Source organism: Sphingomonas sp. CFBP8993 (genome assembly GCF_034044895.1).
Lineage (GTDB): Bacteria > Pseudomonadota > Alphaproteobacteria > Sphingomonadales > Sphingomonadaceae > Sphingomonas.
This window is the reverse complement of sequence record NZ_JAXCWU010000001.1, coordinates 514,492-541,335: the sequence shown is the minus strand read 5'-3', so window position 1 is coordinate 541,335 and position 26,844 is coordinate 514,492. Positions and strand designations below refer to the sequence as shown.

Genomic DNA, 26,844 nt, shown 5'->3' with positions numbered 1-26,844 from the left:
ATGGCCGGGGGTGGGGATGTCAGGCCGCGGCTTGACATCCCCACCGCTTCTTGGACCTACTGATCCATGGTTCGACCCGTTCAGAATATCGTGATCGTCGGGGGCGGTACGGCCGGTTGGCTTACCGCAGGCGTCATCGCTGCCCGGCATCAGGGGCGGCGGCCGCATGGCTTCACCGTCACTCTGGTCGAATCTCCGAACGTTCCGATCATCGGGGTGGGCGAGGGGACATGGCCGACGCTGCGGACGACGCTGCGCAAGATGGGCGTGTCGGAGACGGCGTTCTTTCGTGAGTGCGACGCTTCGTTCAAACAGGGTGCGCGCTTCAACCGCTGGACCACCGGCGTGGCCGATGACGGCTATTATCACCCGCTGATGCTGCCGCAGAATTTCGGACAGGTGAACCTCGCGCCGCACTGGCTGACGGGGGAGGGCGAGGTCAGTTTTTGCGACGCGGTCACGCCGCAGGGGCGGATTTGCGACGCGGGGCTTGCGCCCAAGACCATCGCGACGCCGGAATATGAGGCGATCGCCAATTACGCCTATCACCTCGATGCCGGGAAATTCGCCGACTTCCTGCGCCGCCATTGCTGCGAGCAACTGGGCGTTCGCCATGTGCTCGCCAATGTCGAGGGGGTGCTGCTGACCGAGGGCGGCGACATCCGGGCCGTTCGGACGGTACAGGCGGGCGAGGTGACGGGCGACCTGTTCGTTGACTGCACCGGCTTTCGCTCGCTTCTGCTTGGGGAGGCGATGGGCGTGCCGTTCAAGCCGCTGAACGACGTGTTGTTCTGCGACACCGCGCTGGCGATCCAGGTACCCTATAACGATCCCGAGGCACCGATCGCCTCGCACACCATTTCGACCGCGCAATCCTCGGGCTGGATCTGGGACATCGGCCTGCCGACCCGGCGCGGGGTCGGCCATGTGTTTTCCAGCAGTCATATCGACCACGACGAAGCCGAGCGCGAGCTGCGCGCTTATCTGGGCGAGGCGGGGCGCGACCTGCCCCTCCGTGAGCTGAAGATCCGGGCCGGACACCGCACGCGTTTCTGGGAGCGCAACTGTGTCGGCGTTGGCCTTGCCGCCGGTTTCCTGGAACCGCTGGAGGCGTCGGCCATCGTGCTGATCGAATTGTCGGCCAAGCTGATCGCCGAGCAGATGCCCGCCTGTCGTGAGGTGATGGACACGGTCGCCAAGCGGTTCAACGAGACGACCCTGTACCGCTGGGGGCGGATCGTCGATTTCCTGAAGCTGCACTATGCGCTGACCCAGCGGACGGACAGCGACTTCTGGCGGGATAATTGTCGGCCAGAGACGATGCCGGACCGGTTGCAGGAGCTGATGGAGTTGTGGCGTTACCAAGCGCCGTGGATGCACGACGAGTTCGACCGGGTGGAGGAGGTTTTCCCCTCCGCCAGTTACCAGTATGTCCTGTACGGCATGGGCCAGCGCACCGACATCGCGCCCGGCAGCCTGATCGCCGAGGCGATCGCCGCCGAGCGGGCGCGGCGGGAGAATGACGTGCAGACCGGGCGGTTGCTGGCGGGCCTGCCCAAACATCGCGACCTGATCCGCAAGATCGTGGAGCGGGGTTTGCCGACGATCTGAGGGCCGGGCAATTACCGCCCCGACAGCGTGAAGCCGTCCACGTCCATCCACCCGCCCTTGCCACCGGGATTGTAGCAAAACAGCGCATATTGCTGTCCCTGGAACGTTCCCGTCCGCCAGTCGAAGGCCAATGGGAAATCCCCGCCCAGCGTCTGCCAGTCGCGGCCATCGAGGCTGTACGCCACGCTCGCCCGGTCGGTCTTGAAGTCCATGTCGGCCCGCAGGAACAGGCGCTGTCCCGCCACCGGCCGCGCATCGACCCGCACATCGGTCTTCTGTGTCGTGCCCTTGTCCGCCGCGACATCCTCGATCACGCGCATGGTCAGGGTCAGCCGCCCGTCACCACTCCGGCCGACCGCGATATGACCGCTATATTTGCCGAAGGTGCCGAAACCGCACCGGTCGCCCGCCCGGATATGCGACACGTCGATCGCCACCACGCCCCGGCTGAACGGACCTTGCCCCTTTTGCAGCAGCGTGTTGCGCGCGCTCCAGAGCGCGGGCGCCTGGCCTGCGCGAAGCCGCAGATAGCCGGGTCGCTCGATCAGCGACCAGCCGCTGGCGACGGGATTGTGGTTCCACTGCCATTGCAGGCCAAGGCTGGGGCGCGAGAAATCGTCCGAGGTGGGTAGCACGCTGACCGGCTGACCCCGGATCGGCTTGGTCGCGGTGGCGGGTACGCGGCCCGGCGCTTGCGGCGTGCCCCAGACCGGCCAGCCGTCCTTCCAGAAGACGGGGCTGATATTGGTCATCCGGCCGACCGCGCCCGCATCGACCATGACGAAGCCGTAATCGGTGCCGTCGGGCAGATCGACGATCGCGCCTTGGTGTCCGCCGGTCTTGTCGTCGATCTGGTCACGCGTCTCCCATGGGCCGGACAGGCTCTTGGCACGCGACACGGTCATGCCCAGCCGCCGGGGGATGGCGTTGAACATGTAGTAATAGGCGCCCCGCTTGACGAGCTTCGAGCCCTCCGCGCCCTTGTTGTAATAGACGACGCGCTTGTCGGTGACGGTGCGAAGGTCGCGGTCCAGGCTGAGCAGCGTGTTGGTGCCGTCCGACCCGACGGAGGTCATGATATAGGCGCTGCCATCGGTGTCGAAGAACAGGCCCGGATCGAAGGCGGCTTCGCCGATCCGGTTCATCGCCCAGGGACCACGAATGTCGCGCGATCGATAGATGCGTGTCTTCTCGCCCACCGGCGTGACGGCGATATAGAAGACGCCGTCGCGGTAGCGCAGGCTGGGCGCGAAAATGCCCTTCCGATACGCGCCGCCGTCCTTCAGGTCATATTGCGGCAGGCCTTCCAGCCGGTCGATGACGTGCCCCACGAAGCGCCAGTTCACCAGATCGCGGGACGTCATGATCGTCAGGCCGGGCACATTGGCGAAGGTCGTCGTGATGAAATAGAAATCCCGCCCCACCCGGATGATGTCGGGATCCGGATAATCGGCGTAAAGCGGCGGATTGGCATAGGTGCCGTCACCGCGATCCGACTGCCAGGCCTGGGCCCCCGCCAGGGCAGGGACCGCCGCCAGCAGCATGAGCGAAAGCGGACGCCGGATCATCGCGGCGTGTACACATAGGGGCCCATGACCGTGCCGACGAAACCGCCCGCCCGCGCCGTGCTGAGGAAGCGGGTGTCGAAATCGCTCGTCAACGTCGCGCGCTTGCCGCCGCTTTCATAGTCGAAGGCCATCGTCCCGCCATTGGCATGGATGGTCAGCGTCACGGGCCCCCGGGATGCGAAGGGCGCGGAGGCGACCAGCGTCTCGGACGCGGTTTCATCCCGCGTATTCTTGCCCTCTCGCTTGTAGAGCGCGATACGCGGCTGGCCGTTGATACGGGTCAGCCCGAAGAACAGATAGGCATAGTCGTTCTGCATCGCGACCAGACCGGCGCGGGCGCCGTCCTTGGCGGGGGTGAAGTGCAGTGTCGTCGACACGTCCGCGATCGAGTGCTGCTGGCGCCGCCCGACAAAGCCCGGCACGCCCTGCCGGTTGCCCAGCGCATCGCCGCCTTGCATCTTCAGCGATCCACCCGCGACCGTATAGAACGGCACCTTGGGCGTCCGTACGCCGATCCACTGCATCGCCAGCCTGTTGCCGTCGAACTCGTCCGTATAGCCGAAGTCACCGCTCGTCGGCAGCTTCGGGGCAGGCGAGGTGGGCAGGTTCGGGGCCTTGTGCGTCCAGGGCACGGTCTTGCCCTTGTCCAAGATGACCGGCCAGCCGTCCTTCCACGTCACCGGCAGCAGGAACGTCTCGCGCCCGATATTGTAGTAATCATCGGCATAGGGCCGAGTCGCCAGGAAGGTCGCCCACCAGTCGCCATTCTGCGTCTGGACCAGTTCGGCATGCCCCGCCGCGCTGATCGGATGGGGGCGCTTGGGATCAAGGTCGCGCTGGGTCAGGATCGGGTTGTCGGCATAGGGACTATAGGGCCCGCGCAGCTCCTTGGAGCGCAACACCACCTGCGAGTGGTTGACGCTGGTCCCGCCCTCCGCGGCGGTCAGGTAATACCAGCCATCCTTCTTGAAGATGTGCGGCCCCTCAATCCAGACGGGCTTCTTCGACAGGTCGACGCCGCCATTGACCAGTTGCGTGCTCTCGCCGACCATCCTGCCCGCCCGCCAGTCATATTCCTGGACCCAGATGGCGCGGTGGCCGTCATAGCGCGGTGTTTCGTCGGGTGCGCGGTTGTTGACGATATAGGCGCGGTCGCCCTCCCAATAGATGGACGGGTCGATCCCCTCGAACGGCAGCCATATCGGGTCGGACCAAGGACCCGCCGGGTTCTTCGCGGTGATGACGAAATTGCCCCGGCACTGGACGCAGGTGTTGACGATGTAGAAGATGCCGTCGTGATAGCTGATGTCGGGGGCGAACACCGCCTCCGACACCGAACGCCCGGTGAAATCCAGCTGTCCCGGCCGGTCGATCGCATTGCCGATCTGGGTCCAGTTGACGAGATCGGTCGAATGGAAGATCGGCAGTCCGGGGAAATGGGCGAAGGACGAGTTGACGAGGTAATAGTCCTTGCCCAACCGCGTCACCGAGGGGTCGGGATAATAGCCCGCGATGATCGGGTTGAGATACTCGCCCGCCTTGGGCTTGGCCTGTTCGATCGAACGGCCCTGATAGGTGAAGCGGTCGAAGCTCGCCGTCTGGGCCGACGCGGCACCCGCCATGCCGAGCGACAGGGCCAGCGTGGCCATCGGCAGGCGGATCATGCGATACCCTTTCGAACGGGTGCGGCGCGCAGTGCATCGGCGATGGCGGCGCGAAGCGGCTTGGGCTTGAGCGCGTCGTCATAGGGCAGGGGACGCTGCGGCAGGCCATCGGCACGCGGGGCGAAGCCGTTGAGCCAGCTATGCTTGTCCCACAGCCCCCAGCACAGGAACTGGTCGAGCTGCGGATAGGACAGCATCATGTCGAGATAGCTTTTGGCGACCGAGGCGACCTGGGCATCGCGTTGCGCCACGTCCTTGGGCATCTCGCGATCGTTGATGTCGAACTCGGTGATGAGCAGGCGATAGCCCATTGCCGTGACGCTATCGAGGAAGCGTTTCCACTCGGCGCGCTGTACCTTTGAATGGCTGCCGTCGTTGCCGAGATGGCTCTGGATGCCGAGCGCATCGACGGGCACGTTTTCCTTGCGGAATCGCTCCAGCAGGCGGAGCACGCCCGCGCGGTGGGTCTCGTTGCCGACCTCCCACGACATATAGTCGTTGTAGACGCGCTGGGCCTTGGGGGCGTGTTCGCGTGCCGCGCCATAGGCGATCTTGAACACGTCGAAGCCGAGCGCCTTGTCGAACACCGTGCCCCGGACCTCGCCGGTCTTGGGATCGATCGTCTCGTTGACCACGTCCCAGCTATAGATCTGGTCGCCGAAATGCCCGGCGACGGCGGCGATATAGCTGCGCAGCCATTTCTCGGCGCCGGTCTTCGTCACCGTCTCGGCCAGCGCCGGAGAGATATATTTGCCGTAATTCCAGAGCAGCGTGTGCCCGCGCAGCTTCATCCGGCTGTCGCGCGCAAAGCCCGCGATCCGGTCGGCGGGGCCGAAGTTCAGCCGTGCCGGATCATTGCCGAGCACATAGACCTTCATCTCGTTTTCGGGGACGATCACGCCGCACTCGCGCGCGACGATCGCGCGATAGGCCGGATCGTTGATCGGCGAACCCCGGCCCGCATTGATCGCGGAGCCGAACAGGATGCCCTTCTGCGCCGCCAGATCACGCAAGGATTCCACGCCATCGGCCGCCCAAAGCGCGCTAGGGAGCGCTCCCATCGAGAGGCCGCCTGCGATCCCGGCCAGTTGCTGACGACGGGTCAGCAACGGCCCTTGCCATGTGGGTTCCATCACCCTCTCCTTATTATATGTGCGGACAGTTGCATGGCGCAGCGCAAACGGCAAGGCCATGAAAGTCCGTCCAAACATAGGTCAGCCGGTCAGGCGAGCGTCGGCCCAGACCACGGGCAGGGCGGCATCGGGAGCGCTATCGGCGCGGGCGACCAGCTCGATCAACTTGCGGCCGCGAATATCGGCATCGATCGTGACGGGCGCTTCGTTCAGCGCCACTGCGCGCGAGCGGGCGAGGAGCCGGCCATCACCATAGACCTCGAACACGACACGCTGCCCGTGCGCGGTGGCGGAGTCGTCGATGCCGACCATGGCGTCGAAGCGCGACTGGCCGCGATTGCGCACCTCCAGCCGCGAATTGGCGAGCACGCCGATGCCGGTATCATACACCTTGCCACCAAGCCGCAGCGGCCGTCCGAAGGGCGTGCGATCCGCTTGCGCACCGCCCCAACCGGCATATTGCGGGAAGTCGCCCGGCCCCTTGCTGCCACCCCAGGGGCTGAGTTCATGATGGATGGTCGGATCGCCCTCGGGCGTGCGAATGCCGTCCTCGGCAGGGTTCACGTCGCCGGGCGCTTCGGACAGGTAATGGCCGTTCGCCAGCCGGTGCGCTCCGGTCACGCGGTAGATCAGCGTCTGATGCGGTGCGAGCGTCAGCTTGGTCTCGCCCGCAAAACGGCTCTTCGCCCCAGTCCACAGGTCGGTCATGGCGACATCGCCGCGCAGCTTCAGGTGATCGGCGGTCAACACGGGTTGAACGGGGGCGGCGGTGCGGTTCAGGATCGCCACCGCCTTGTCGCCATTGGCCAGGCTCTTCACGAAGATTTGGACGTCGTCAGAGAGATAGGCGGGCACCGCCTGGTTCGCGCCCGCGTCCTGGTTCAGCGCGATGATCGCGCGGTTGCCCAACAGCGCGATCTGCTCGGCATTGGCCTTGCGCAGGTCGAAGCCGATCAGCAGCGGCGCATTCATCATCGCCCACATGGCGAAGTGCGAGCGTGCCTCGATCATGTGGTTCGCGTCGAATTCGCCCGAGCCGACGAACAGCATGTCGGGGTCGTTCCACGTATGTGGATGGGCATAGAGCGCGCGGGTCGCGCTGGTATCCAGGTTGGTCAGCATCCGCGACCAGTGCGCGGTGATGTCGTCGCTGGTCCGCGAGACATTGCCGATCTGCTTGCCCCAGCTACGCACGTCCGACGAACCCCACAGGCATAGCGAGAACAGATAGTCGCCGTCCGGGTTCTCGCGCTTCAAGGCGGTCGCGACCTGATCGTAAAGCGCCCGCACTGCCGGGATATCGGTGCGCGCCAGCGAATTCATATCGATCAGCGGCGTCAACGCGCGGTAATCGCCCTTGCGGACATGGTCGCTGTCCTTGCCCAGCCCACGAATGCCGCAGCCATCGACCTTGATGTAATCAAAGCCCCATTCGCGGAAATACAGCGCGATATCCTGATCGATATGGCCGTACAGCCCGACTTCGCGCTCGGCGATCGTGCCCTCGGGCTGGTTGGCGAAATTGGGTGTATAGACCTGGCCGCAGCTGTTGCGCCCGATGTCGGAATAGATCCCCGCCTTGAACCCCATGGCGTGAAGCCGGTCGGTCAGCGGACGAAAGCTGGTCTGCTGGTTCGGGCCTGTAGCGGCGGACGGGAATTTGTCGGCGCGGATCACCATCCGCCCATCGGGCTGGCGACGGCGCAGCCACCAGCCGTCGTCGATATTGATGTAGCGATAGCCCGCCTCGGCCAGGCCCTTGTCGACGATCAGCCTGGCCGAGGCCATGACCTTTTCCTCGTCGACATCGCTGTTGAAGGCGTTCCAGCTGTTCCAGCCCATCGGCGGTAGCGCGGCCTGACCGTCCTGATTGGCGCTCCATCGGCCGGTCGGGGCCAGCGGGTCGACCTTGTCGGCCGCCATGGCGGAACCGGGACACAGCCAAGCCATGGCAACAGCGCTCGCGAGCGCCTTGGCGATGATGGGTCGCATGTCATCCTCCCGATTATGGTGTTTGTTCGATCTTGTCGGAGTAAATGCGAACTGTCCATCGCTTGGAATTGAAAAGACGCCAGAAATTAGCGCTGATCAGGCGAGCACCGGGCCGTTCAATCGGACTGGTCGTCCCGGCGCGACCGTCACCTGTCGTGATGTCGTGCCCAGGCGGACGGTGCGCGTACCCGCCAGGCCAGCGGTCAGCGTGGCGGAAACCAGCCGACCATCGCGCCACGCCATGTCGATTACCATCCGTCCGGGGCCGCGCAGACCCCGCACCGATCCACTCGGCCACGCGCGGGGCAGCGCGGGCAGCAGCCGGATTTCGTCCCCCCGCGCCTGCACCAACATCTCCGCGATCGCCCGCGTCCCGCCGAAATTACCGTCGATCTGAAATGGCGGATGCGAGTCGAACAGATTGGGGTAGGTGCGCTGCGGCCCGAGCAGATAGGCGATGATCCGGTGGGCATGCTCGCCATCGTGCAGTCGGGCCCACAGGTTCGAGCGCCATGCCGTCGCCCAGCCGGTCGACTGATCGCCACGAACCTCCAGCGACTTGCGCGCCGCCTGCGCCAGTGCGGGCGTCCCATCCGGCGTGATCTGGTCGCTGGGAAACAGCGCGTACAGGTGCGAGACGTGGCGATGGTGCGGGTCCGGTGCGCGGGCGTCCCAATCCTCCTGCCATTCCTGCAACTGGCCATCCTTGCCGATCCGGTCCGGGGCCAGTCGGGCGCGGGTGGCGTTCAGTTGGGCGACGAGATCGGCATCGGTGTCCAGGATGCTAGCGGCACGCGCGACCTGGTCGAATAGGTCGCGCAGGATCTGCTGGTCCATCGCGGGGCCCGCACAGATCGAGACCCCAGGCGAATGTTCGTTCTCGGGCGAGACCGAGGGGCTGGTCACGAGCTGGCCGGTCCTGGGGTCGCTCTGCAACGTATCGACGAAGAATAGCACCGCCCCGCGCATCAGCGGATAGACCGAGGCGAGAAAGGCCCGGTCGCGACTATAGTCGTAATGCTCCCAAAGATGCGTGCACAGCCACGCACCCCCGGTCGGCCACATGCCCCATGGCGCACCGTCGATCGGCGCGGTCGCTCGCCACAAATCGGTATTGTGGTGACAGGCCCAACCCCGCGCGCCGTACATCGCGCGCGCCGTCCGCTCGCCGCTGACGCTGAGTTCACGGATCATCTGCACCAGCGGCGCGACGCACTCGCCCAGACCCGTCACCTGGGCAGGCCAGTAGTTCATCTCGGTATTGATATTGACCGTGTATTTCGATCCCCAGGGCGGGTTCACACTCTCGTTCCACAGCCCTTGCAGATTGGCGGCCTGCCCCCCGGCGCGTGACGCGGCGATCAGCAGATACCGGCCATAGTTGAAATAGAGCGTGGCGAGCGCCGGGTCGTCGCTCGCCCGATCGGCGCGGACCCGCTCGTCGGTCGGCCGCCGGCCTTGTTCGCTGGTGCCGAGATCGAGTGCGACCGGGGTGTAGAGACGACGATGATCGGCCAACGCATCGGCGGCGATCCGGGTGCGACCCTTCGCCACCGCCCCGGCGAGCGTCGCGCTGGTCAGCGCCAGCGGATCGGCGTTCAGATCGTCGAACCGGCGATAGCTGGTCGCCATGGCGACGAACAGCGTGACGCCGCGTGCGCCCCGGACAGACAGGCGATCGTCCGTAGCGATGATGCGGCCACCCGTCGCCTGCGCGCGGACTTGTGCGGAGAAACGAAGCGCCGCCTTCACCCCGGCGTGATCCGCATTGCGTCCGGCAAGCGTCAGCAGCGACCCCGATGCCGTCACCGCGATGCCTTGTTGCGGAGAGGTCATGGTGATATCGAGATCGAACGGGCGATCCGCCTCGATCCGGAGAATCAGGACGCCGTCGATGGGCGACGCAATGACGGTGCGGCGATGCGCCACGCCACCCACCATGAAGCGGGTCGTCGCGATTGCGGTGGCCAGGTCCAGCTCGCGGTGATAGTCGCTGGCATCCTCCGAAAGGCCGGGCCAACTGAGGATCAGATCGCCGACCGGCTGATAGGGCATCTGGGTGCGCGGCGTACCGATCAGCGCATGATCGGCCAGCGCCTGGGCCTCCTTCAACTGGCCCGCCGCGATCAGGCGGCGCACTTCGGGCAGGGACTGGCGGGCGGCGGGGTTGACCGGATCGTAAGGGCCGCCCGCCCACAGGCTATCCTCGTTCAGCTGCAATCGCTCGCGCGCGATGCCGCCGAAGACCATCGCGCCCAGCCGCCCGTTGCCGACCGGCAGCGCCTCGGTCCAGGCCTTGGCGGCCTGGCGATACCACAGCACATGCGCGGGATCGGGGGCGGTCACTCGTGCCGCCGAAGCGTGGCGGGGAAGCGTTCCCGCGACCGCGCCCACCGCCAGGCCGTGAAGCAGGCCGCGTCGCGACGCACGCATTATCGGTTCACCAGCGCTCGTCCGAAAAAGGGCAGTACCTTGTCCTGGAAGCGCACCCCGATCCGGTTGACATGGTCGCCGTCATAGATTTCGAAGGTGTGCGCGATGCCATACCGATCGAAGGCGTCATGCAGCGCCTGCGCGTCGCCCTTCAACCCGTCCTGCGAACCGACGTCGAGCGCGATGGCGCGGTAGGTGCGCAGCGGCGTCACATATTGGTCGACGAACGCCAGCGGCGTGTTGGCCAGCCATTTGGCGGTGATGTCGTCCCGCATCTTGCCGTCCTTGACCGGCAGGTCGAGATAGAGCGGCGGGTTCTTCGGATTGGGCGACCAGGCGGCGGAGGCCGCGAGCATCGCGCGCTGACCCCAGTTCAGCTTGGCGGAGTCGGCTGGCGAGGCGAGGCTGGTCAGCAGCTTCTCGTCGGTCCCCTCGGGCCGCGCCATCATGCGCGGCGACAGGCAGCATGGGCTCATCATATAGATCGCGCCGTACATGTCGGCATGTTTCATCCCGATCCGGGTCGTGCCGTAACCGCCCATCGAATGACCCGCCAGGCCACGGGCTTCACGGCGCGGGATAGTGCGATAGCGTGCGTCGATCGCGGCGATCAGGTCATGGCTGATGAACCGCTCGAAATCGCCGACCGTCTGCGACGAGGAATACATCGACCCGTTGTGCATCGTCTTGCTGTCGGGAAAGACCAGGATCATCGGCGGCACCCCCCGCGCAAAGGCGCCCTCGACCGAGGCGGGGACGTGGATTTCCTTCGTCCACTGGTCCGCACCGATCGAATAGCCGTGCAGCGCATAGACCACCGGATAGCGGCGTGTCCGGTTCCTGGCATAATCGGGCGGCAGGACGACGATGACGTCGCGGTCGGCGCTGTTGCCCTCGAGATTGCCCTCGATCGCGGACGAATGGACCTTGATCCGCTCGACCGTGACCGGCTTGGCGCCCGGCACGACCGCAGGCGACTGGGTCGTCATCTGGGCGGGCACGCCAGCGATCGGCGCGAAGGCAAGACCGGCCGCCAGCAGCCATCGGGTTTGCGAGAAGCTAAGGGCCATGGGGGTCTTCCTCTGTCCTGAACATAAACCGGTCTGTCGCGCCGGATATCGTTACCAACAATGTGCGGGGTGCCCGTGTCAAGCGTGGTGGCGGGCGCATTTGCCTTGGCCGTCGACTTCGCTCGGGCTTAACGGCATTTGGTGCAACGGGCATTATCCCTCCCTCCGTCCCGCCTGAGCAAAGTCGAAGGCCACGCCACAACCTGTCCCAGCGCAAAACGCCGAACCTACCTTGCATCGGCCCCACTGATAGCGCTATCGTGCTGCCAAAGCCCCGAAGATGGGGATTGGGAGAGGAAAAGCGATGAAGCGCTTGATGATGACCAGCGTGGTTGCGCTGGCTCTGGGCACGGCGGCCTGCGGGACGTCGGCACAAAACGGCAACGCGGTTCAGGAAAACACGACGACCGCGTCGAACGATGCCAACCCGACCTCGCCCGATGGGCGTCATTATCTGTCGCAGCCGCTGGTGCGCGAGATCTTCACCGCCGATCCGTCCGCGCATGTCTGGGGCGACGGCAAGATGTATATCTACCCCAGCCACGACGTGCCGACCGACACGCCGAACGACGATCTGGGCAACCAATACGCCATGCGCGATTACCGCGTGCTGCGCATGGACGAGCCGGGCGGCAAGGTCATGATCGGCCCCGTCGCGCTGGACGTGAAGGACGTGCCTTGGGCTTCGCAGCAGATGTGGGCGCCCGATGCCGCCTATAAGGACGGCACCTATTATCTCTATTTCCCGGCGCGGGATAAGACCAAGGACAAGAACGGCCTGGGCGCGTTCCGTATCGGCGTCGCCACCTCGAAGAACCCGATGGGCCCCTTCAAGGCCGAGCCCGAGGCGATCCCCGGCAGCTTCTCGATGGACCCGGCCGTTTATCAGGACACGGACGGCACGGCGTATATGTATTTCGGCGGCATCTGGGGCGGGCAGCTTCAGCGCTGGAAGGACGGCAAATACGATCCGAACGGCAGCGACACCGACCTGAAGCAGGACGACCAGCCTGCCATCTCGGGCAAGATCGCCCGGATGAACCCGGACATGAAGACCTTCGCGGAAACCCCGCGCGACGTCGTGATCCTCGACGAAAAGGGCAAGCCGGTGCTGGGCGGCGACCATGACAAGCGCTTTTTCGAGGCGTCCTGGGTCTTCAAGCGCGACGGCAAATATTATTACACCTATTCGACCGGCGACACGCATTTCCTGAACTATGCGATCGGGACCAGCCCCTATGGTCCGTTCACGTACAAGGGTCATATCCTGAAACCGGTGCAGGGCTGGACCAGCCATCACTCGATCGTCGAGTGGAAGGGCAAGTGGTGGCTTTTCTACGCCGACACCCAATTGTCGGATAAGAACCACCTGCGTAACGTCAAGATGACCGAGTTGAGGTTCAACCCGGACGGGACGATCCCGACCATCGACCCGTTCGTGAAGTAAGGACGACGATGTTCCTAGGGATTGATATCGGCACGTCGGGCGTGAAGGCCGTCGTGCTGGACGAACATGGCGCGGTCGTGGGGCAGGGGACGGCGGCGCTGACCGTGCAGCGTCCCCACCCGCTCTGGTCCGAACAGGACCCCGAGGCTTGGTGGCAGGCGACGACGGCGGCGGTCCGCGTGATCGACCCGGCGGTGCGCCGGGCGGTGCGCGGCATCGGGCTGGCCGGGCAGATGCACGGCGCGGCGTTGCTGGGCGCGGACGATCAGGTGCTGCGCCCCGGTATCTTGTGGAATGACGGCCGCAGCCATGCCGAGTGCGCGGAGCTGGAGGCCAAGGCCCCCGATCTCCACCGGATCGCGGGCAATCTGGCGATGCCCGGCTTCACCGCCCCGAAGCTGCTCTGGGTCGCGCATCACGAACCCGAGACGTTCGAGAAGATCCGCACCGTCCTGTTGCCCAAGGATTATGTCCGGCTGCGCATGACCGGTGAGAAGGCGTCCGACGTGTCGGATGCGGCGGGCACGCTCTGGTTGGATGTCGAGCGCCGCGAATGGAGCGACGAGATCTTGGCCGCGACCGGACTGACCCGCGGGCAGATGCCGCAGGCGGTCGAGGGTACGGCGCAGACCGGTCGTCTGCGCGCCGACGTGGCCGAAGCCTGGGGTATCGACCAGGTGCCGGTCGCGGGTGGCGGCGGCGACAATGCCGCCGGAGCCGCCGGCGTGGGTGTGGTCAAGGACGGTGACGCCCTTCTGTCGCTGGGCACGTCGGGCGTGATCTTCGCCGCGACCAAGGAATTCCGCCCCAATCCGGCGGGTGCGGTTCATGCCTTCTGCCACTGCCTGCCGGATGTCTGGCACCAGATGTCGGTACATCTGTCGGCCGCTGCCTGCATCGACTGGGTCGCCCGGCTGACCGGCACGCCCGGCGCGGCCGAGCTGTTCGCGCGTGCCGAGAGCGTGGGACCTGCAAGCGGCCCGGAAATCTTCCTGCCCTATCTCTCGGGCGAGCGGACCCCGCACAACGATGCCGAGGTGCGAGGGGGCTTTCTGGGCCTCGACCATGACACCACGCCCGAGCGGCTGGCGCAGGCGGTGCTGGAGGGCGTGGCCTTTGCGCTGGCCGACGGCCTGTCGGTACTGCGCGACGCGGGGACCGAGCTGTCGCAACTGTCGGTCATCGGCGGCGGCGCGCGCTCGTCCTATTGGGGGCAGACGCTGGCCACCGCGCTGAACGTCGAGCTCGTCTATCTGAAGGGTGGCGAAGTCGGCCCGGCACTCGGTGCCGCGCGCCTGGCCCAGCTCGCGGTCGATGGCGGTTCGCCGGAGGAGGTCTGTGCGCCCCCACCGGTCAGCCATACCATCGCCCCCGACCCCGCACTTGCCGAGCGCTTCGCCCCCAAGATCGCGCGCTTCCGCGACAGCTATTCCCGCATCACTCCGAGGAACCGTTAAATGGCTACCGACTTTTTCGCCGACATCCCGACGATCCGTTACGAGGGTCCGGACAGCGAGAACGAACTCGCCTACCGCTTCTACGACAAGAACCGCGTCGTGCTGGGCAAGACGATGGAGGAGCATCTGCGCTTTGCCGCCTGCTTCTGGCACACCTTCTGCTGGCCGGGCTCGGACGTGTTCGGCGGCGGCACCTTCAACCGCCCGTGGCATGCCGGCGCGAACGACAGCGCGGCCGCCGCGCAGAAGCGTGAAGTGGCGTTCGACTTCTTCTCGAAGCTCGACGTGCCCTATTACTGCTTCCACGATGTCGACGTGATGGCTGATGCGCAGGGTGTCGCCGAGCATCGCCGTTACTTCGCCGAGGCGGTCGACCACCTCGAGAAGCTGCAGGCCTCGTCGGGCCGCAAGCTGCTCTGGGGCACGGCCAACCTGTTCAGCCATCCGCGCTTCGCCGCCGGTGGCGCGACCAACCCCGATCCGGAAGTCTATGCCTTCGGCGCGATGCAGGTCCGCGACGCGCTGGAAGCGACGCATCGCCTGGGCGGCGCCAACTATGTTTTGTGGGGTGGCCGCGAGGGTTACGAGACGCTGCTCAACACCAATATGAAGCGCGAGCTGGACAATCTCGGCCGCTTCCTGAGCCTCGTCGTCGAGCATAAGCACAAGATCGGCTTCAACGGCACCATCCTGATCGAGCCGAAGCCGCACGAGCCGACCAAGCACCAGTATGACTTCGACACGGCCACCGTGTACGGTTTCCTGAAGGCTTACGGCCTCGAGAACGAAGTGAAGGTCAATATCGAGGCGAACCACGCCACGCTGGCCGGTCATACCTTCGAACATGAGATCGCGACGGCGGGTGCGCTGGGCATCTTCGGATCGATCGACGCCAATCGCGGCGACCACCAGAATGGCTGGGATACCGATCAATTCCCCAACTCGGTCGAGGAACTGACGCTGGCGGTGCTGGAGATCATCCGCGCGGGCGGCTTCACCACCGGCGGCTTCAACTTCGACGCCAAGGTGCGTCGCCAGTCGATGGACGCGGTCGACCTGTTCCATGGCCATGTCGGCGGGATCGACGTGGTGGCCAAGGGCCTGCTGAACGCTGCCGCTCTGATCGAGGACGGCCGCCTGGATGCGATCAAGTCCGAGCGTTATGCCGGTTGGGACGGTGCGTTCGGCCAGCGGATCGGTGGGCTCGACCTCGCCGGGATCGCCGACCTTGCCGAGCAGAACGCCGTCGACCCGAAGCCGCGTTCGGGCCGCCAGGAGCGGATCGAGAATCTGGTCAACCGCATCGTGCATTCGGCCAGGTAAGCCGCGGCGGGTCTTCGGGCCCGCTTCACCTGCAAGAAGGGGCGCGTCCGGTGATCCGGGCGCGCCCCTTCTTTATGGTCGTCGAAGGCCACGATCCCCCGCCGTCCGATACGAACGGCGGGAGGGTGTGAAATCAGACCACGCCGTTCGCCACCATATCGCGCAGGGCATCATGGAAGGTCGCGATCGCCGCCATGTTGAACCCGGCGATGTTGATCCGCCCCGACCCGGCCATGTAGATCGCATGACGGTCGCGCAGCCATTCCACCTGTGCGGGCGATAGCGGCAGGGTGGCGAACATGCCCTTGCCATGCGCCACGGCGCCCAGGTCGATCGTGCCGATCCGGCCGCCGTCCGCCAGTGCGGCGCGCAGCCCTGCCAGACGCTGGCGCATGGTTTCCAGCTCGTCGCGCCACTCGGCGGTCAGGCCTTCGTCCTCCAGGATGATCCGGACGATCGCCGCACCGTGATCGGGCGGCATCGACCAGTTTGCGCGAGCCAGCGACAACAGGTTGGACAGCACCACCGCGCCCGTATCGGCGTCGGGCGACACCGCGAAGAGCGCACCGGTACGCTCGCGATAGAGCCCGAAATTCTTGTCGCACGAATAGGCGAGCAGGCACTCCGGCACGGCCGACAGGATCGTGCGCGCCCCGTCCGCATCGACCTCGAAGCCGTCGCCCAGCCCCTGATAGGCGAGATCGACCACCGGCAACAGCGCCCGCTCGGCGACATGCCGGGCGATGGTCGCCCAGCCCGCCGCGTCGGGATCGATGCCGATGGGATTGTGGCAACAGCCATGGAGCAGGACGGCATCTCCCGCCGCCGCCTCGCCCAGTCCGGCCAGGAAGCCGTCCAGGTCGAAGGTCTGGCTGGTGAGGTCGAAGCACGGGATCATCGCGGGTTCGACCCCGGCCAGCCGGAACAGCGGCGCATGGTTGGCCCAGCTGGGGCTGCCGATCCAGATGCGGGCGACGCCCGCACGTGCGAGAACCTCGGCCGCCAGGCGAAGCGCACCGGTGCCGCCGGGGGTCTGCAACCCGACGACGCGGTCGGCCGCCACCGCATCACCGATGACGAGGGTGGCAAGAGCACGGACGAAGCCGATATCGCCTTCCGGGCCGAGATAGGATTTGCTCGCCTGGTCGGCGAGCAACCGCGCCTCTGCCGCCTTGACGGCGGTCATGACGGGGGTGCGGCCTTCCTCGTCGCGAAAGACGCCGACGCCCAGGTCGATCTTGCCGGGGCGGGGGTCGGCGGCATGCTGCCCGATGATCCGCAGCAAGGGATCATCGGGTTGGCGGGTCAGGGTCGCGAAACGCATCGGAAGATAGCCTCATGTCCAGATTCGCGCGCACCATAGGGGCTCGATCGCGAAAGGGAATGTCCCATGTCCCACCGCCAAGCGGGCATCGCGATCACCATCGGCGCAGGCCGATCCCGGCAATCGAGAGGGCCTGAAAGATATCACGGCCAAATAACGAAAAACGCGCGATATTGATGTGTATTATGGTGCGCAAGAGGCACTTGTCCATACACATGAGGAACGGAACAGGGGGCAGCGGTATCGATACCGATCGTCCTGTCGGTGGTGGCGGATGGGCGCGAACTTCGACCTCTGGTCGGTCCGGCCTGGAGCCCACTCCGACGTTCCCGATGACGTGCCTTGCGTCATCGCCCCTATTGCACGGCCGCAATTGGTCGGCGGCCTGATGAGGATTCCTGGCGATGCAGGCATTTGGAAACGCGCCGAGGCCGACATTGCGGGTTGGGCCGCAAACCTTCCGGATATGTCCAGCGAGCGGCCGGTCGGCCGGAACGCCGCGATGAGTATTGTCGCAAGCCGTACGTTGCCGACGATCTTTCCGGCACTCAGCCGCCTGTCCCGTATCGCACCGCTGGAACCACCAGCCGTAGCAGCCCTGAGGGAGGCGATGCGCCAGCCCCAGCTTCTGCGACCGCGTCGGGATCTGACCGTGGAGGGGCGGGAAATTGGCAGCCCCCTATTGATCCTGTCGGGCTGGGCAGCGCGGGTTCGGATTTTGCTCGATGGACGGCGGCAGTTCCTGAATTTCCTGCTGCCGGGCGACCTGATCGGGCTTTACCACCACCCGCGCGCGGTCGCCACGAGCAGCATCGTGACCCTGACCGATGTAGCGACTTGCGTTCCGCCCGGATGGGGCGTGTGCCCAAGCCTCGACCAGGCCTATGCGATCGCTGCGGCGCTCGATGAAGCCTATCTGCTCGCACAGATCGCCAGGCTTGGACGGATGAACGCCCTGGAGCGGATCAGCGACCTGATGCTCGAACTTCACGAGCGGCTGGCAAGCAGCGAGTCGGTCCATGGGCGCAGTTTCGAGCTGCCGATCACCCAGGAGACACTGGCCGATGCGCTGGGGCTGACGGCGGTCCATGTGAACCGGATGCTGCAGGCGGCGCGACGCGCGGGCGACCTTCACTGGTCTTCGCGTTCGGTGACCATTCCCGATCCCAAGGCACTGTCCCGCAAGATCGGACGTGTGCCGATCCGCGTCACGAACGACTGAGCCGCTATTCTGCGGCTTATCACTAATGTGTATCAAGATATTGTAAAAACGTGGAAATGTAAGGAACAAGCCGCCTCGCCCGACGCTGTCTGAGCAAGGATTGAGGAGAGAGGCTTGTGCCGGACATCGCCGACAGACCCTATGACGACGCGCCATTGTCGACGTCGAAGGACGCCGCCGGGGCCACCCGCGCCATCACCACGGAAGCGATCGAAGATCGCGGCAACAGCCTGACCGGTTGGGCGGTGACGATCAATCGTCCGGCCTCAGATCTCTATGCCTGGTGGCGGCATTTCCCGAATCTGGCCGACGTGATGGAGAATGTCGAACGGATCGACATTCTCGATAATCGCCGGTCGCACTGGGTCGTGAAGGCGCCCGGCGGCACGACGGTGGAATGGGATGCGGTGGTCACCGACGACCGCGAGGGCGAGATGGTCGCCTGGGCTTCCGAGGAGGGGGCCGACGTTGCCAATTCGGGGCGTGTGACCTTCCGGGATGCCGGGGCGCGTGGCACCGTCGTCACCGCCACGATCCTTTACGATCCGCCCGCCGGGGTGATCGGCAAGCTGGTCGCCAAGCTGTTCCAGCGCGAACCCAATATCCAGGTCCGCCGCGACCTCGCCCGCTTCAAGCAGCTGATGGAAACCGGAGAGGTCGCCACCAACGCGATGAACCCCAAACAGCGTGAGGAGCAGGACGCATGAAGGCGCTGACCTGGCATGGCAAGCATGACGTCCGCATCGACAATGTCGAAGACCCCGGCATCGTCAATCCGCGCGACGCGATCATCAAGGTGACGGCGACCGCGATCTGCGGCTCCGACCTTCATCTATATGACGGCTATATCCCGACGATGCAGTCGGGCGACATTCTCGGCCATGAATTCATGGGCGAAGTGGTCGAGACGGGGTCGGCTTCGACCTTGAAGAAGGGGCAAAAGGTCGTGGTGCCGTTCACCATCGCCTGCGGCTCCTGCTATCATTGCGGCAAGCATCAATATTCCGGTTGCGAGAACGGCAATCCAGCCGACAATCAGGATATCGCGCGCGAGCTTTACGGCCATCCGATGTCGGCCCTTTTCGGCTACAGCCACATGACCGGCGGCTATGCTGGCGGTCAGGCGGAATATGTCCGCGTCCCATTCAGCGATAGCGGCCCGATCGTCATTCCCGACGGTGTCGACGACGAGAAGGTGCTGTTCCTTTCGGATATCCTGCCCACCGGCTGGATGGCAGCGGAAAATGCCCAGATCGAGCCCGGCGATACGGTCGCGGTCTGGGGTTGCGGCCCGGTCGGGCTGTTCGCCGTCCAATCGGCCTTTCTGATGGGGGCCGAACGGGTCATCGCGATCGACCATTTCCCGCATCGACTGGAATTGGCGCGCAAGTTCGGCGCGGAGACGATCAATTTCGGACAGACCGCCACCTATGACGCGCTGATGCAGATGACCGGCGGGATCGGCCCCGATGCGGTGATCGATTCGGTGGGGCTGGAAGCGCACGGGATGTTCGTCGACAATGTGGTCGACCAGATCAAGGCGTCGACCTTCCTGGGCACCGACCGGACCCACGCGATCCGCCAGGCGATCCTGGCCTGTCGCAAGGGCGGCCGGGTGTCGATGCCCGCCGTCTATGGCGGCTTCGTCGACAAGTTTCCGCTGGGCGCCCTGATGCAGAAAGGCCTGACGCTCAAGACCGGCCAGACGCATGTCCAGCATTACCTGCCGGGCCTGCTCGCCGCGATCATGGAGGGCAAGATCGATACGACCTTCCTGATCTCGCACCGGATGCCGTTGGAACAGGCGCCGGAGGGGTACAAAATGTTCCACGACCAGCAGAACGAAGTCACCAAGATCGTGCTGAAGCCCGGTCAGTAAGGAGCCACGCCATGGCAGAGAAATTCGCGATCGTGACGGGCGCTTCGACCGGCATCGGCTATCACCTGGCGGATTGTGCGGGCAAGGACGGCTATGACGTCCTGATCGTCGCCGACGAGCCTGCGATCCATACCGCCGCGAGCAAGCTGTCTGCAGGTGGCGCGCAGGTTCGGGCGGTGGAGGCGGATCTGTCGACGCTGGAGGGTGTCGACATGCTGCTCGCGGCGGCCGGTGGGCGGCGCTTCGACGTGGTTTGCGCCAATGCGGGCAACAGCAAGGGCGGCGCGTTCCTCGATCAGTCCGTCGATGCCTGGCGTCGCTCGATCGACACCAACGTGACCGGCACCGTGTATCTGTTGCAACGGGTGTTGTCCGACATGGTGCGGCAAGGTGAGGGGAAGGTCCTGGTCACCGGCTCGATCGTCGGTTTCATCCCCGGGCCGTTCAACGCGATCTATAATGCGACCAAGGCCTTTATCGACAACTTCACCGAGGCGCTTCGCAACGAGTTGAAGGATAACGAGGGCGTCACCCTGACCACGCTGATGCCGGGGGCCACCGATACCGAATTCTTCGCGCGTGCCGATATGCTCGATACGCGTGTCGGTGCGGCAAAGAAGGATGATCCCGCCGAGGTCGCACGTGCCGGATGGGATGCGATGCTGGCGGGGACCGGTCACATCACCCCCGGCCTGCTCAATAAGGCGCAGGTCGCGGGCGCAGGCGTGGTGCCTCAGTCGGTCCTCGCCGCCGCGCATCGCCGGATTGCCGAGCCGGGATCGGCCGACGGCTAAACCATTTGGCGGGGACGCCGCGAGGCTGGCTGCGGTCGGTCGGTGTTCCTCGTCAATGGGCGAAATGGGTGACGGCAAGCATCAGCAGGATACCTGCGATGGTCGCCATCCCGGTCCTCAAGCGCGGCTCGAGCGTCTGGCTGCGCGGCACCAGTTCGCAGGCACCGATATACAGGAAGATACCGGCGAAGAGGGCCATCAACGGCGCCAGCATCGTGGCGGGGATCGTGATGCCCAATCCGATGACCACACCCAACATGGGCGCGACCCCGTTCAATACCAGCCAGCGCCGTGCGGCGGCCTCCGATCGGGCAGCGAGACTTAGCGAGACGGTATTGACGCCGTCGGCAACGTCATGGGTCAGCACGGCCAGTGCGATCATCCAACCCGCCGCCGTGTCGATCTGAAAGGCGAGGCCGATGCCCAGCCCGTCCATCAGGCTGTGCAGACACAACATCGCCGGGCCGAGATCGCCGCGCCATGAGGCCGCGGCCGCACGCGGCACTTTGGCGAGCAGCCGGTCCAGCATCATATAGCCCGCCAGTCCGAAGGCGGTGAACGTCATGAGCTGACGCACCGGCCAGCGATCGCCCGCCAGATCCCACGCCTCCGGGATCAGGTCGAACAGCGCGACACCGATCACGATCCCGGCAGTCACGCCCAGCACCAACCCGATCCGGTGACGCAATCGCAATGCCAGCAGTCCGCCCGCCAGCGTCGCGACCATGGCCGCCAGTCCGAAGGCAAGGGGGATGAGCATCATCGGCGACCCATGGACGAGGGAATGAGACGTTACAAGGTCACATTTGCGCAACCGCGTTCAGCCTCGTGCGATGGCTTTCAATATGATATCCGCGACTTCGCGGCGACAGATGAGCAGGTCCGGCAGGAGCGGGTCGTGACAATTATAGACGAGCGGGCTGCCATCGATGCGTGAAGCATGAAGACCGGCGGCCAGCGCGACTGCGGCCGGCGCGCAGTTGTCCCATTCATATTGGCCGCCGTCATGCAGATAGACGTCGGCGCGCCCCTCGACCACGGCCATCGCCTTGGCGCCCGCCGATCCCATCGGCATCATGATCGCGCCCAGCCGGTCGCCGACGCAGCGCGCAATATCGGGGGCGCGGCTGCGGCTGACGACGACGCGCAGACCCGCCGGGCAGGGCGGGTGCTTGGGCGGCAGGTCGTCGGTCGCGAATACCTGATCACGATCGGGTACCGCCACAGCCCCCAGCGCCGGACGGCCATCGATCGCCAGGCCGATGTGCACCGCCCATTCGCTCGACCCGCTGGCATATTCGCGCGTGCCGTCGAGCGGATCGACGATCCAGACGCGGCTGGCGGCGCAGCGGGCACGATCATCGACCGACTCCTCCGACAGGATGAAGTCGTCGGGCCGTGCGGTACGCAGCCGGTCGAGGATCAGCGTATTCGCGTCCCGATCTCCCAGCGCGCCCAGTGCGGCGCCCTCCAGCCCGCTCGACAGACGAATGGCTTTGAGCAACTCGCCCGCCTCGACGGCGACCGACCGCGCGAGTTCGGCATCGGTCACAGGTCGTAGCTCCAGATGCCCAGCACATGCTCGACGATACGCGATGCCGCCTGTTCCGCCGTCTCCTTCGTCGTATCGACGCGGATTTCGGGGCGTTCGGGCGCTTCATAGGGGCTGGAGATGCCGGTGAACTCGGCAATCTCGCCGCTTCGCGCCTTGGCGTACAGGCCTTTCACGTCGCGGTCCTCGGCAACCGCCAGCGGCGTGTCGATGAAGATCTCGACAAACTCCCCCTTGGCCAGCAGCGCACGAACCATGTCGCGCTCGGCCTTGAAGGGCGAGATGAAGGCGGTCAGGACGATCAGGCCTGCATCCGCCATCAGCTTGGCGACCTCACCCACCCGGCGGATATTTTCGATCCGGCCCGCTTCCGAGAAATCGAGATCGCGGTTCAGGCCGTGGCGGATATTGTCGCCGTCCAGCAGGAAGCTGTGCCGTCCCATGCTGTGCAACTTCTGCTCGACCAGATTGGCGATGGTCGACTTGCCCGAGCCCGACAGGCCGGTGAACCACAGCACCTTGGGCGCCTGACCCTTTTGGCGGGCATGGGCTTCGCGCGTGATGACTGCCGACTGCCAATGGACGTTCTGCGCGCGACGCAAGACATGGTCGATCATGCCCGCCGCCACGGTCGCGTTGGTCGCGCGGTCGATCAGGATGAAGCCGCCGAGCGCGCTGCCCTTTGCATAGGGTTCGAACACGATGGGTCGGTCGGCATAGACTTCGGCGAAACCGATATCGTTGAGCGCCAGCGTGTCCGCCGGGCGCTGCTCCTGGCTGTTCACGTCCACGACGTGGCGCGGCGGCTGGACCGTGGCGCTTACCAACTGCGTGCCCAGCTTCAGTGAATAGCTGCGTCCCGGCACCAGCGGCGCGTCCGCCATCCAGACGATGGTGGCGACGAACTGGTCGGCGATCTCGGGCGGATCTTCGGCCGCGGCGATGACGTCGCCGCGTGAGCAATCGACTTCCTCGGCCAGGACCAGCGTGACGGCCTCGCCAGCAATGGCCTGCGCCCGATCACCATCATAGGTGACGATCCGCGCGATGCTGGTGGTGCGGCCCGACGGCGCGATCCGTACCCGATCACCGACCGCCACGCGGCCGCTGGCGATCAGGCCCGCAAAGCCCCGAAAGTCCAGGTCGGGCCGGTTGACCCATTGCACCGGCATACGAAACGACGCCGCGACCGCCCGGTCGCCGTCGATCGCCACCGTCTCCAGATGCGGGAGCAGCGGCGGGCCATCATACCAGGGCATGTCGGGCGAAGGCGTGGTGACGTTTGCGCCGGTCAGGCCCGACAGCGGGATGGCGGTGAAGCGCTCGATCCCGATGCTCTTCGAGAAGGCGGCATAGTCGGCGACGATGGCGTCGAAGACCGACTGGTCATGCCCGACAAGGTCCATCTTGTTGACCGCCAGCACGATTTCCTTGATCCCGACCAGATGCGCCAGATAGCTGTGCCGCCGCGTCTGGGTCAGCACGCCCTTGCGTGCGTCGATCAGGATCACCGCCAGGTCTGCGGTCGAGGCGCCCGTTACCATGTTGCGGGTATATTGTTCGTGACCCGGCGTGTCGGCGACGATGAACTTGCGCTTCTCCGTCGCGAAAAAGCGGTACGCGACATCGATGGTGATGCCCTGCTCACGCTCGGCGGCGAGCCCATCGACGAGCAGCGCGAAGTCGATATTCTGGCCTTGCGTGCCGACCCGGCGGCTGTCCGCCTCCAACTGGCTCAGCTGATCCTCGAAGATGGTCTTCGAATCGTAGAGCAGCCGACCGATCAGCGTCGACTTGCCGTCATCGACCGAGCCGCAGGTGATGAACCGCAGCATCGACTTGGCAGCGTGCGTGGCGAGATAGGCGTCGATATCGGCGGCGATCAGGGCATCGGGTTGATAGGCGGTCATCTCAAAAATACCCCTCGCGCTTCTTCTTCTCCATGCTGGCCGCCTGATCGTGATCGATCGCGCGCCCCTGCCGCTCGGACGTGGTGGTCAGCAGCATTTCCTGGATGACGTCGGACAGGGTGGCTGCCTCGCTCTCGACCGCGCCGGTAAGCGGATAGCAGCCAAGGGTGCGGAAGCGGATCGAGCGGTCGAACGGCACCTCGCCCGGCTTCAGGCGGAAACGGTCGTCATCGACCATCAACAGCATCCCGTCGCGCTCCACCGTCGGGCGCAGCGCGGCGAAATAGAGCGGCACGATCTCGATGCCTTCCTGAAGGATGTACTGCCAGATATCCAGCTCGGTCCAGTTGGATAGCGGGAAGACGCGGATGCTCTCCCCCTTGTGGATGCGGCTGTTGTAGAGGTTCCACAGCTCGGGGCGCTGCGCCTTGGGGTCCCAGCCATGCGTGGCGGAGCGGAAGGAGAAGACACGTTCCTTGGCACGGCTCTTTTCCTCGTCGCGGCGCGCGCCGCCGAACGCCGCGTCGTATCCGCCCGCGGTCAGCGCCTGCTTCAACCCTTCGGTCTTCCACATATCGGTGTGGCGGCTGCCATGGTCGAAGGGATTGATGCCCATTGCCTCGGCCTCCGGGTTGCGGTGCACGATCAACTCCATGCCCGCTTCCTCGGCCGCACGGTTCCGCAGCTCGTACATCGCGCGGAACTTCCAGGTCGTGTCGACATGCAGCAGCGGGAAGGGTGGGCGCGCCGGGAAGAACGCCTTCTTGGCCAGATGCAGCATCACGGCCGAGTCCTTGCCGACCGAATAGAGCATCACCGGACGCTCGGTCTCGGCGACGACTTCGCGAAGGATATGGATGCTCTCGGCTTCGAGGCGTTGCAGGTGGGTAAGGCCAGTCATCGGATTGTCAGATAATGTCGCCAGCGAACCGTGCGACCAACTTATCCTGTCAATCGCGATAGTCCCGCTCCAGCGAGTCCAATATGCGACCGCCCGCCATGAAGACTGCAATGGGGCAAGCGGCGAACAGGATCTTGCCAGCAAACCCCGGATAAGCGGTCAGATAATGCATCCCACGCTCGACCGCACCCAGGCCGAGGCCATAGATGACGAGGAACGCCTCGAACTTGGTCTTGATCGTGAACAGGGCGACGAGGCGGGACCACATGGTGCCGTTACACCACCGGATCGCCCCGTCGCCAAGGGTCAAGTTCTTGCCAATATGAGACAGTCGAGCTCGCTGAGGAGCGCGGTTCGGGCCGACTCGATCCGCGCGATCAGTGCGGGATCACCGATTTCCGTCGGGTCGATCGCCTCGGGCCAGTGCGCCTCGACCACGGCGGCGATCCGGTCGAGCCGGGCATGATCGACCAGAAAACGCTGGTCGATGGTGGCGGGGGCGGCAACGACGCGCAGACGCAGGCAGGCGGGGCCGCCGCCATTGGCCATCGATTCGCGGACGTTCACCACCTCCAGCCGCTGGATCGGACCGTTGCCCGCGACATGATCCTGAAGCCAGGACCAGACCGGGCCATTATCGCGCGCCTCCTGCGGCAGGATCAGAGTGGGTTCGCCGTTCGGTGGCGTCACCAGCTGTGCGTTGAACAGATAGGAGGCGATCGCATCCTCCAGGCTGACGCGATCGGCGGGAACCTCGACGATCTCGACATCAGGCATCAGGCTGCGCAAGTCGGCGTGGAAGCGGTCACGGTCGGCAAAGGCCTGTTCATGCGCGAACAGTACGCGCTCGTTGGCGACGGCGACGACATCGTTGTGAAAGGCCCCCGCCGCGATCGCCGCGTCCGACTGGCGGACGAACAGCACCTGGTCGGGCGACAGATGGTGGCTGCGCGCGACGACTTCGCAGGCTTCGCGATGCTGGCGGGCGGGGAAGGGGCCGCCGCCCTCGCCATAGACGAAGACCTCGACGCCGGGATGGTCGTGGCCGCTGCACAGGCGCATGTGATTGGCCGCACCCTCGTCGCCAAAAGGCGCCGGGACCGGGGGATGGACGATGAAGGCCGGGTCGGCGAAGATCAGCCGCAGCTGCGCCAGCGTCGCGGACCATTCATGGCTGCGATGCGGCATGGTCAGCAGGTTGGCGACGGTCAGGTGGCACCGTCCGTCGCGCGTATCCGGCGCGGGCGAGACGGTCGCGGCATTGGCCGCCCACATCGCCGAGGCCGACAGGCTCTGCGCCTGAAGGACGGGCGAGGCATTTTCGTAATCGGTCGCCAACTGCTTCAGCCAGTGGTGACTCGGCCGGGCATGCGGCAGCAGGATGCCCTGCACCAGCCCCAGATCGAGGTTCGCGCGCATCTTCGCGATCCCCTGAAGCGCGGCGGCCCTGGGGTGCGAGGTCTTGCCCGCATTGCGGGTGGCGGCGAGATTGCCGTGGCTGAGGCCCGCATAGTTATGGCTCGGCCCGATGATGCCGTCGAAGTTGATCTCTCTCAGCATGACG

General features: G+C 65.5%; 21 protein-coding genes. 8 read left to right on the top strand and 13 right to left on the bottom strand.

Going from position 1 to position 26,844, the window contains the following annotated elements; genetic code table 11:
- The first annotated feature begins 66 nt into the window (after window positions 1-66).
- A complete protein-coding gene (locus SOM26_RS02460) occupies window positions 67-1,611 on the top strand; it encodes a tryptophan halogenase family protein (protein WP_320451135.1) in 1,545 nt (514 codons plus the stop codon).
- Window positions 1,612-1,622: 11 nt separating this feature from the next.
- On the opposite strand, the gene SOM26_RS02455 is transcribed toward SOM26_RS02460, so the two are convergent.
- The 6 genes from SOM26_RS02455 to SOM26_RS02430 all read right to left on the bottom strand — a co-directional run bounded on the left by SOM26_RS02455 (window position 1,623) and on the right by SOM26_RS02430 (window position 11,471).
- A complete protein-coding gene (locus SOM26_RS02455) occupies window positions 1,623-3,179 on the bottom strand; it encodes a glycoside hydrolase family 43 protein (RefSeq protein WP_320451134.1) in 1,557 nt (518 codons plus the stop codon).
- Entirely contained in the window at window positions 3,176-4,843 is a 1,668-nt protein-coding gene (locus SOM26_RS02450; RefSeq protein WP_320451133.1) for a glycoside hydrolase family 43 protein, read from the bottom strand. Before SOM26_RS02450 ends, SOM26_RS02455 begins: the two co-directional genes overlap by 4 nt.
- Complete coding sequence (locus SOM26_RS02445; protein ID WP_320451132.1) at window positions 4,840-5,976, bottom strand: endo-1,4-beta-xylanase; 1,137 nt, start codon at window positions 5,974-5,976, stop codon at window positions 4,840-4,842. The genes SOM26_RS02450 and SOM26_RS02445 overlap by 4 nt, the downstream gene beginning before the upstream one ends.
- An 81-nt stretch (window positions 5,977-6,057) precedes the next feature.
- Window positions 6,058-7,968, bottom strand: a complete 1,911-nt coding sequence (locus SOM26_RS02440; protein ID WP_320451131.1) for an NPCBM/NEW2 domain-containing protein — start codon at window positions 7,966-7,968, stop codon at window positions 6,058-6,060.
- Window positions 7,969-8,064: 96 nt separating this feature from the next.
- Complete coding sequence (locus SOM26_RS02435; protein WP_320451130.1) at window positions 8,065-10,401, bottom strand: glycoside hydrolase family 95 protein; 2,337 nt, start codon at window positions 10,399-10,401, stop codon at window positions 8,065-8,067.
- On the bottom strand, window positions 10,401-11,471 hold the full coding sequence (locus SOM26_RS02430) for an alpha/beta hydrolase (RefSeq protein ID WP_320451129.1): 1,071 nt from the start codon (window positions 11,469-11,471) through the stop codon (window positions 10,401-10,403). The genes SOM26_RS02435 and SOM26_RS02430 overlap by 1 nt, the downstream gene beginning before the upstream one ends.
- 304 nt (window positions 11,472-11,775) lie before the next feature.
- On the opposite strand from SOM26_RS02430, the gene SOM26_RS02425 reads away from it, so the two are divergent.
- The 3 genes from SOM26_RS02425 to xylA are packed head-to-tail and all read left to right on the top strand — an operon-like array spanning window position 11,776 to window position 15,698.
- Window positions 11,776-12,918 carry a glycoside hydrolase family 43 protein gene (locus SOM26_RS02425; protein ID WP_320451128.1) on the top strand — a complete coding sequence of 381 codons (1,143 nt, stop codon included), beginning with the start codon at window positions 11,776-11,778 and terminating at the stop codon, window positions 12,916-12,918.
- Window positions 12,919-12,926: 8 nt separating this feature from the next.
- Window positions 12,927-14,375 carry a xylulokinase gene (gene xylB / locus SOM26_RS02420; protein ID WP_320451127.1) on the top strand — a complete coding sequence of 483 codons (1,449 nt, stop codon included), beginning with the start codon at window positions 12,927-12,929 and terminating at the stop codon, window positions 14,373-14,375.
- A complete protein-coding gene (gene xylA / locus SOM26_RS02415) occupies window positions 14,376-15,698 on the top strand; it encodes a xylose isomerase (RefSeq protein WP_320451126.1) in 1,323 nt (440 codons plus the stop codon).
- Window positions 15,699-15,831: 133 nt separating this feature from the next.
- On the opposite strand, the gene SOM26_RS02410 is transcribed toward xylA, so the two are convergent.
- Complete coding sequence (locus SOM26_RS02410) at window positions 15,832-17,022, bottom strand: amino acid aminotransferase (RefSeq protein ID WP_320451125.1); 1,191 nt, start codon at window positions 17,020-17,022, stop codon at window positions 15,832-15,834.
- Window positions 17,023-17,524: 502 nt separating this feature from the next.
- Here SOM26_RS02410 and SOM26_RS02405 point away from each other — a divergent pair.
- From SOM26_RS02405 to SOM26_RS02390, 4 genes are all read left to right on the top strand, one after another.
- Window positions 17,525-18,244 (top strand): Crp/Fnr family transcriptional regulator, encoded by a 720-nt coding sequence (locus SOM26_RS02405; protein ID WP_320451124.1) that lies wholly within the window; start codon window positions 17,525-17,527, stop codon window positions 18,242-18,244.
- 116 nt (window positions 18,245-18,360) lie between these two features.
- Window positions 18,361-18,951, top strand: a complete 591-nt coding sequence (locus tag SOM26_RS02400; protein ID WP_320451123.1) for an SRPBCC family protein — start codon at window positions 18,361-18,363, stop codon at window positions 18,949-18,951.
- The gene (locus tag SOM26_RS02395) at window positions 18,948-20,123 is read left to right on the top strand and encodes a zinc-dependent alcohol dehydrogenase (RefSeq protein WP_320451122.1); all 1,176 of its coding nucleotides are present in this window, start codon (window positions 18,948-18,950) and stop codon (window positions 20,121-20,123) included. The genes SOM26_RS02400 and SOM26_RS02395 overlap by 4 nt, the downstream gene beginning before the upstream one ends.
- An 11-nt stretch (window positions 20,124-20,134) precedes the next feature.
- Window positions 20,135-20,917: an SDR family NAD(P)-dependent oxidoreductase gene (locus SOM26_RS02390; protein ID WP_320451121.1), complete on the top strand. Its 783-nt coding sequence runs from the start codon at window positions 20,135-20,137 to the stop codon at window positions 20,915-20,917.
- Between the two features lie 52 nt (window positions 20,918-20,969).
- Here SOM26_RS02390 and SOM26_RS02385 read toward each other — a convergent pair whose 3' ends face one another.
- Genes SOM26_RS02385 through SOM26_RS02360 form a run of 6 tightly spaced genes read right to left on the bottom strand, consistent with a single transcriptional unit; the run spans window position 20,970 to window position 26,840 of the window.
- Window positions 20,970-21,680: a ZIP family metal transporter gene (locus SOM26_RS02385; protein ID WP_320451120.1), complete on the bottom strand. Its 711-nt coding sequence runs from the start codon at window positions 21,678-21,680 to the stop codon at window positions 20,970-20,972.
- A gap of 57 nt (window positions 21,681-21,737) precedes the next feature.
- Entirely contained in the window at window positions 21,738-22,469 is a 732-nt protein-coding gene (locus SOM26_RS02380) for a 3'(2'),5'-bisphosphate nucleotidase CysQ (RefSeq protein ID WP_320451119.1), read from the bottom strand.
- A complete protein-coding gene (cysN, locus tag SOM26_RS02375) occupies window positions 22,466-24,379 on the bottom strand; it encodes a sulfate adenylyltransferase subunit CysN (protein ID WP_320451118.1) in 1,914 nt (637 codons plus the stop codon). Before cysN ends, SOM26_RS02380 begins: the two co-directional genes overlap by 4 nt.
- 1 nt (window position 24,380) lies before the next feature.
- Window positions 24,381-25,280, bottom strand: coding sequence for a sulfate adenylyltransferase subunit CysD (cysD, locus tag SOM26_RS02370; RefSeq protein ID WP_320451117.1), 900 nt, complete (start codon window positions 25,278-25,280; stop codon window positions 24,381-24,383).
- Window positions 25,281-25,329: 49 nt separating this feature from the next.
- A complete protein-coding gene (locus SOM26_RS02365) occupies window positions 25,330-25,548 on the bottom strand; it encodes a hypothetical protein (RefSeq protein WP_320451116.1) in 219 nt (72 codons plus the stop codon).
- Between the two features lie 38 nt (window positions 25,549-25,586).
- Window positions 25,587-26,840 carry an N-succinylarginine dihydrolase gene (locus SOM26_RS02360; RefSeq protein ID WP_320451115.1) on the bottom strand — a complete coding sequence of 418 codons (1,254 nt, stop codon included), beginning with the start codon at window positions 26,838-26,840 and terminating at the stop codon, window positions 25,587-25,589.
- Between the last annotated feature and the right edge of the window lie 4 nt (window positions 26,841-26,844).

Bases quoted from the DNA above. Each gene is read 5' to 3' on its own strand.
- SOM26_RS02425 (WP_320451128.1), top strand. From the start codon at position 11,776: ATGAAGCGCTTGATGATGACCAGCGTGGTTGCGCTGGCTCTGGGCACG.
- SOM26_RS02440 (WP_320451131.1), bottom strand. From the start codon at position 7,968: ATGCGACCCATCATCGCCAAGGCGCTCGCGAGCGCTGTTGCCATGGCT.
- SOM26_RS02410 (WP_320451125.1), bottom strand. From the start codon at position 17,022: ATGCGTTTCGCGACCCTGACCCGCCAACCCGATGATCCCTTGCTGCGG.
- SOM26_RS02395 (WP_320451122.1), top strand. From the start codon at position 18,948: ATGAAGGCGCTGACCTGGCATGGCAAGCATGACGTCCGCATCGACAAT.
- xylB (WP_320451127.1), top strand. From the start codon at position 12,927: ATGTTCCTAGGGATTGATATCGGCACGTCGGGCGTGAAGGCCGTCGTG.
- SOM26_RS02430 (WP_320451129.1), bottom strand. From the start codon at position 11,471: ATGGCCCTTAGCTTCTCGCAAACCCGATGGCTGCTGGCGGCCGGTCTT.
- SOM26_RS02360 (WP_320451115.1), bottom strand. From the start codon at position 26,840: ATGCTGAGAGAGATCAACTTCGACGGCATCATCGGGCCGAGCCATAAC.
- cysD (WP_320451117.1), bottom strand. From the start codon at position 25,280: ATGACTGGCCTTACCCACCTGCAACGCCTCGAAGCCGAGAGCATCCAT.
- SOM26_RS02405 (WP_320451124.1), top strand. From the start codon at position 17,525: ATGAGTATTGTCGCAAGCCGTACGTTGCCGACGATCTTTCCGGCACTC.
- SOM26_RS02450 (WP_320451133.1), bottom strand. From the start codon at position 4,843: ATGATCCGCCTGCCGATGGCCACGCTGGCCCTGTCGCTCGGCATGGCG.
- SOM26_RS02435 (WP_320451130.1), bottom strand. From the start codon at position 10,401: ATGCGTGCGTCGCGACGCGGCCTGCTTCACGGCCTGGCGGTGGGCGCG.
- SOM26_RS02365 (WP_320451116.1), bottom strand. From the start codon at position 25,548: ATGTGGTCCCGCCTCGTCGCCCTGTTCACGATCAAGACCAAGTTCGAG.
- cysN (WP_320451118.1), bottom strand. From the start codon at position 24,379: ATGACCGCCTATCAACCCGATGCCCTGATCGCCGCCGATATCGACGCC.
- SOM26_RS02390 (WP_320451121.1), top strand. From the start codon at position 20,135: ATGGCAGAGAAATTCGCGATCGTGACGGGCGCTTCGACCGGCATCGGC.
- SOM26_RS02455 (WP_320451134.1), bottom strand. From the start codon at position 3,179: ATGATCCGGCGTCCGCTTTCGCTCATGCTGCTGGCGGCGGTCCCTGCC.
- xylA (WP_320451126.1), top strand. From the start codon at position 14,376: ATGGCTACCGACTTTTTCGCCGACATCCCGACGATCCGTTACGAGGGT.
- SOM26_RS02385 (WP_320451120.1), bottom strand. From the start codon at position 21,680: ATGATGCTCATCCCCCTTGCCTTCGGACTGGCGGCCATGGTCGCGACG.
- SOM26_RS02445 (WP_320451132.1), bottom strand. From the start codon at position 5,976: ATGGAACCCACATGGCAAGGGCCGTTGCTGACCCGTCGTCAGCAACTG.
- SOM26_RS02460 (WP_320451135.1), top strand. From the start codon at position 67: ATGGTTCGACCCGTTCAGAATATCGTGATCGTCGGGGGCGGTACGGCC.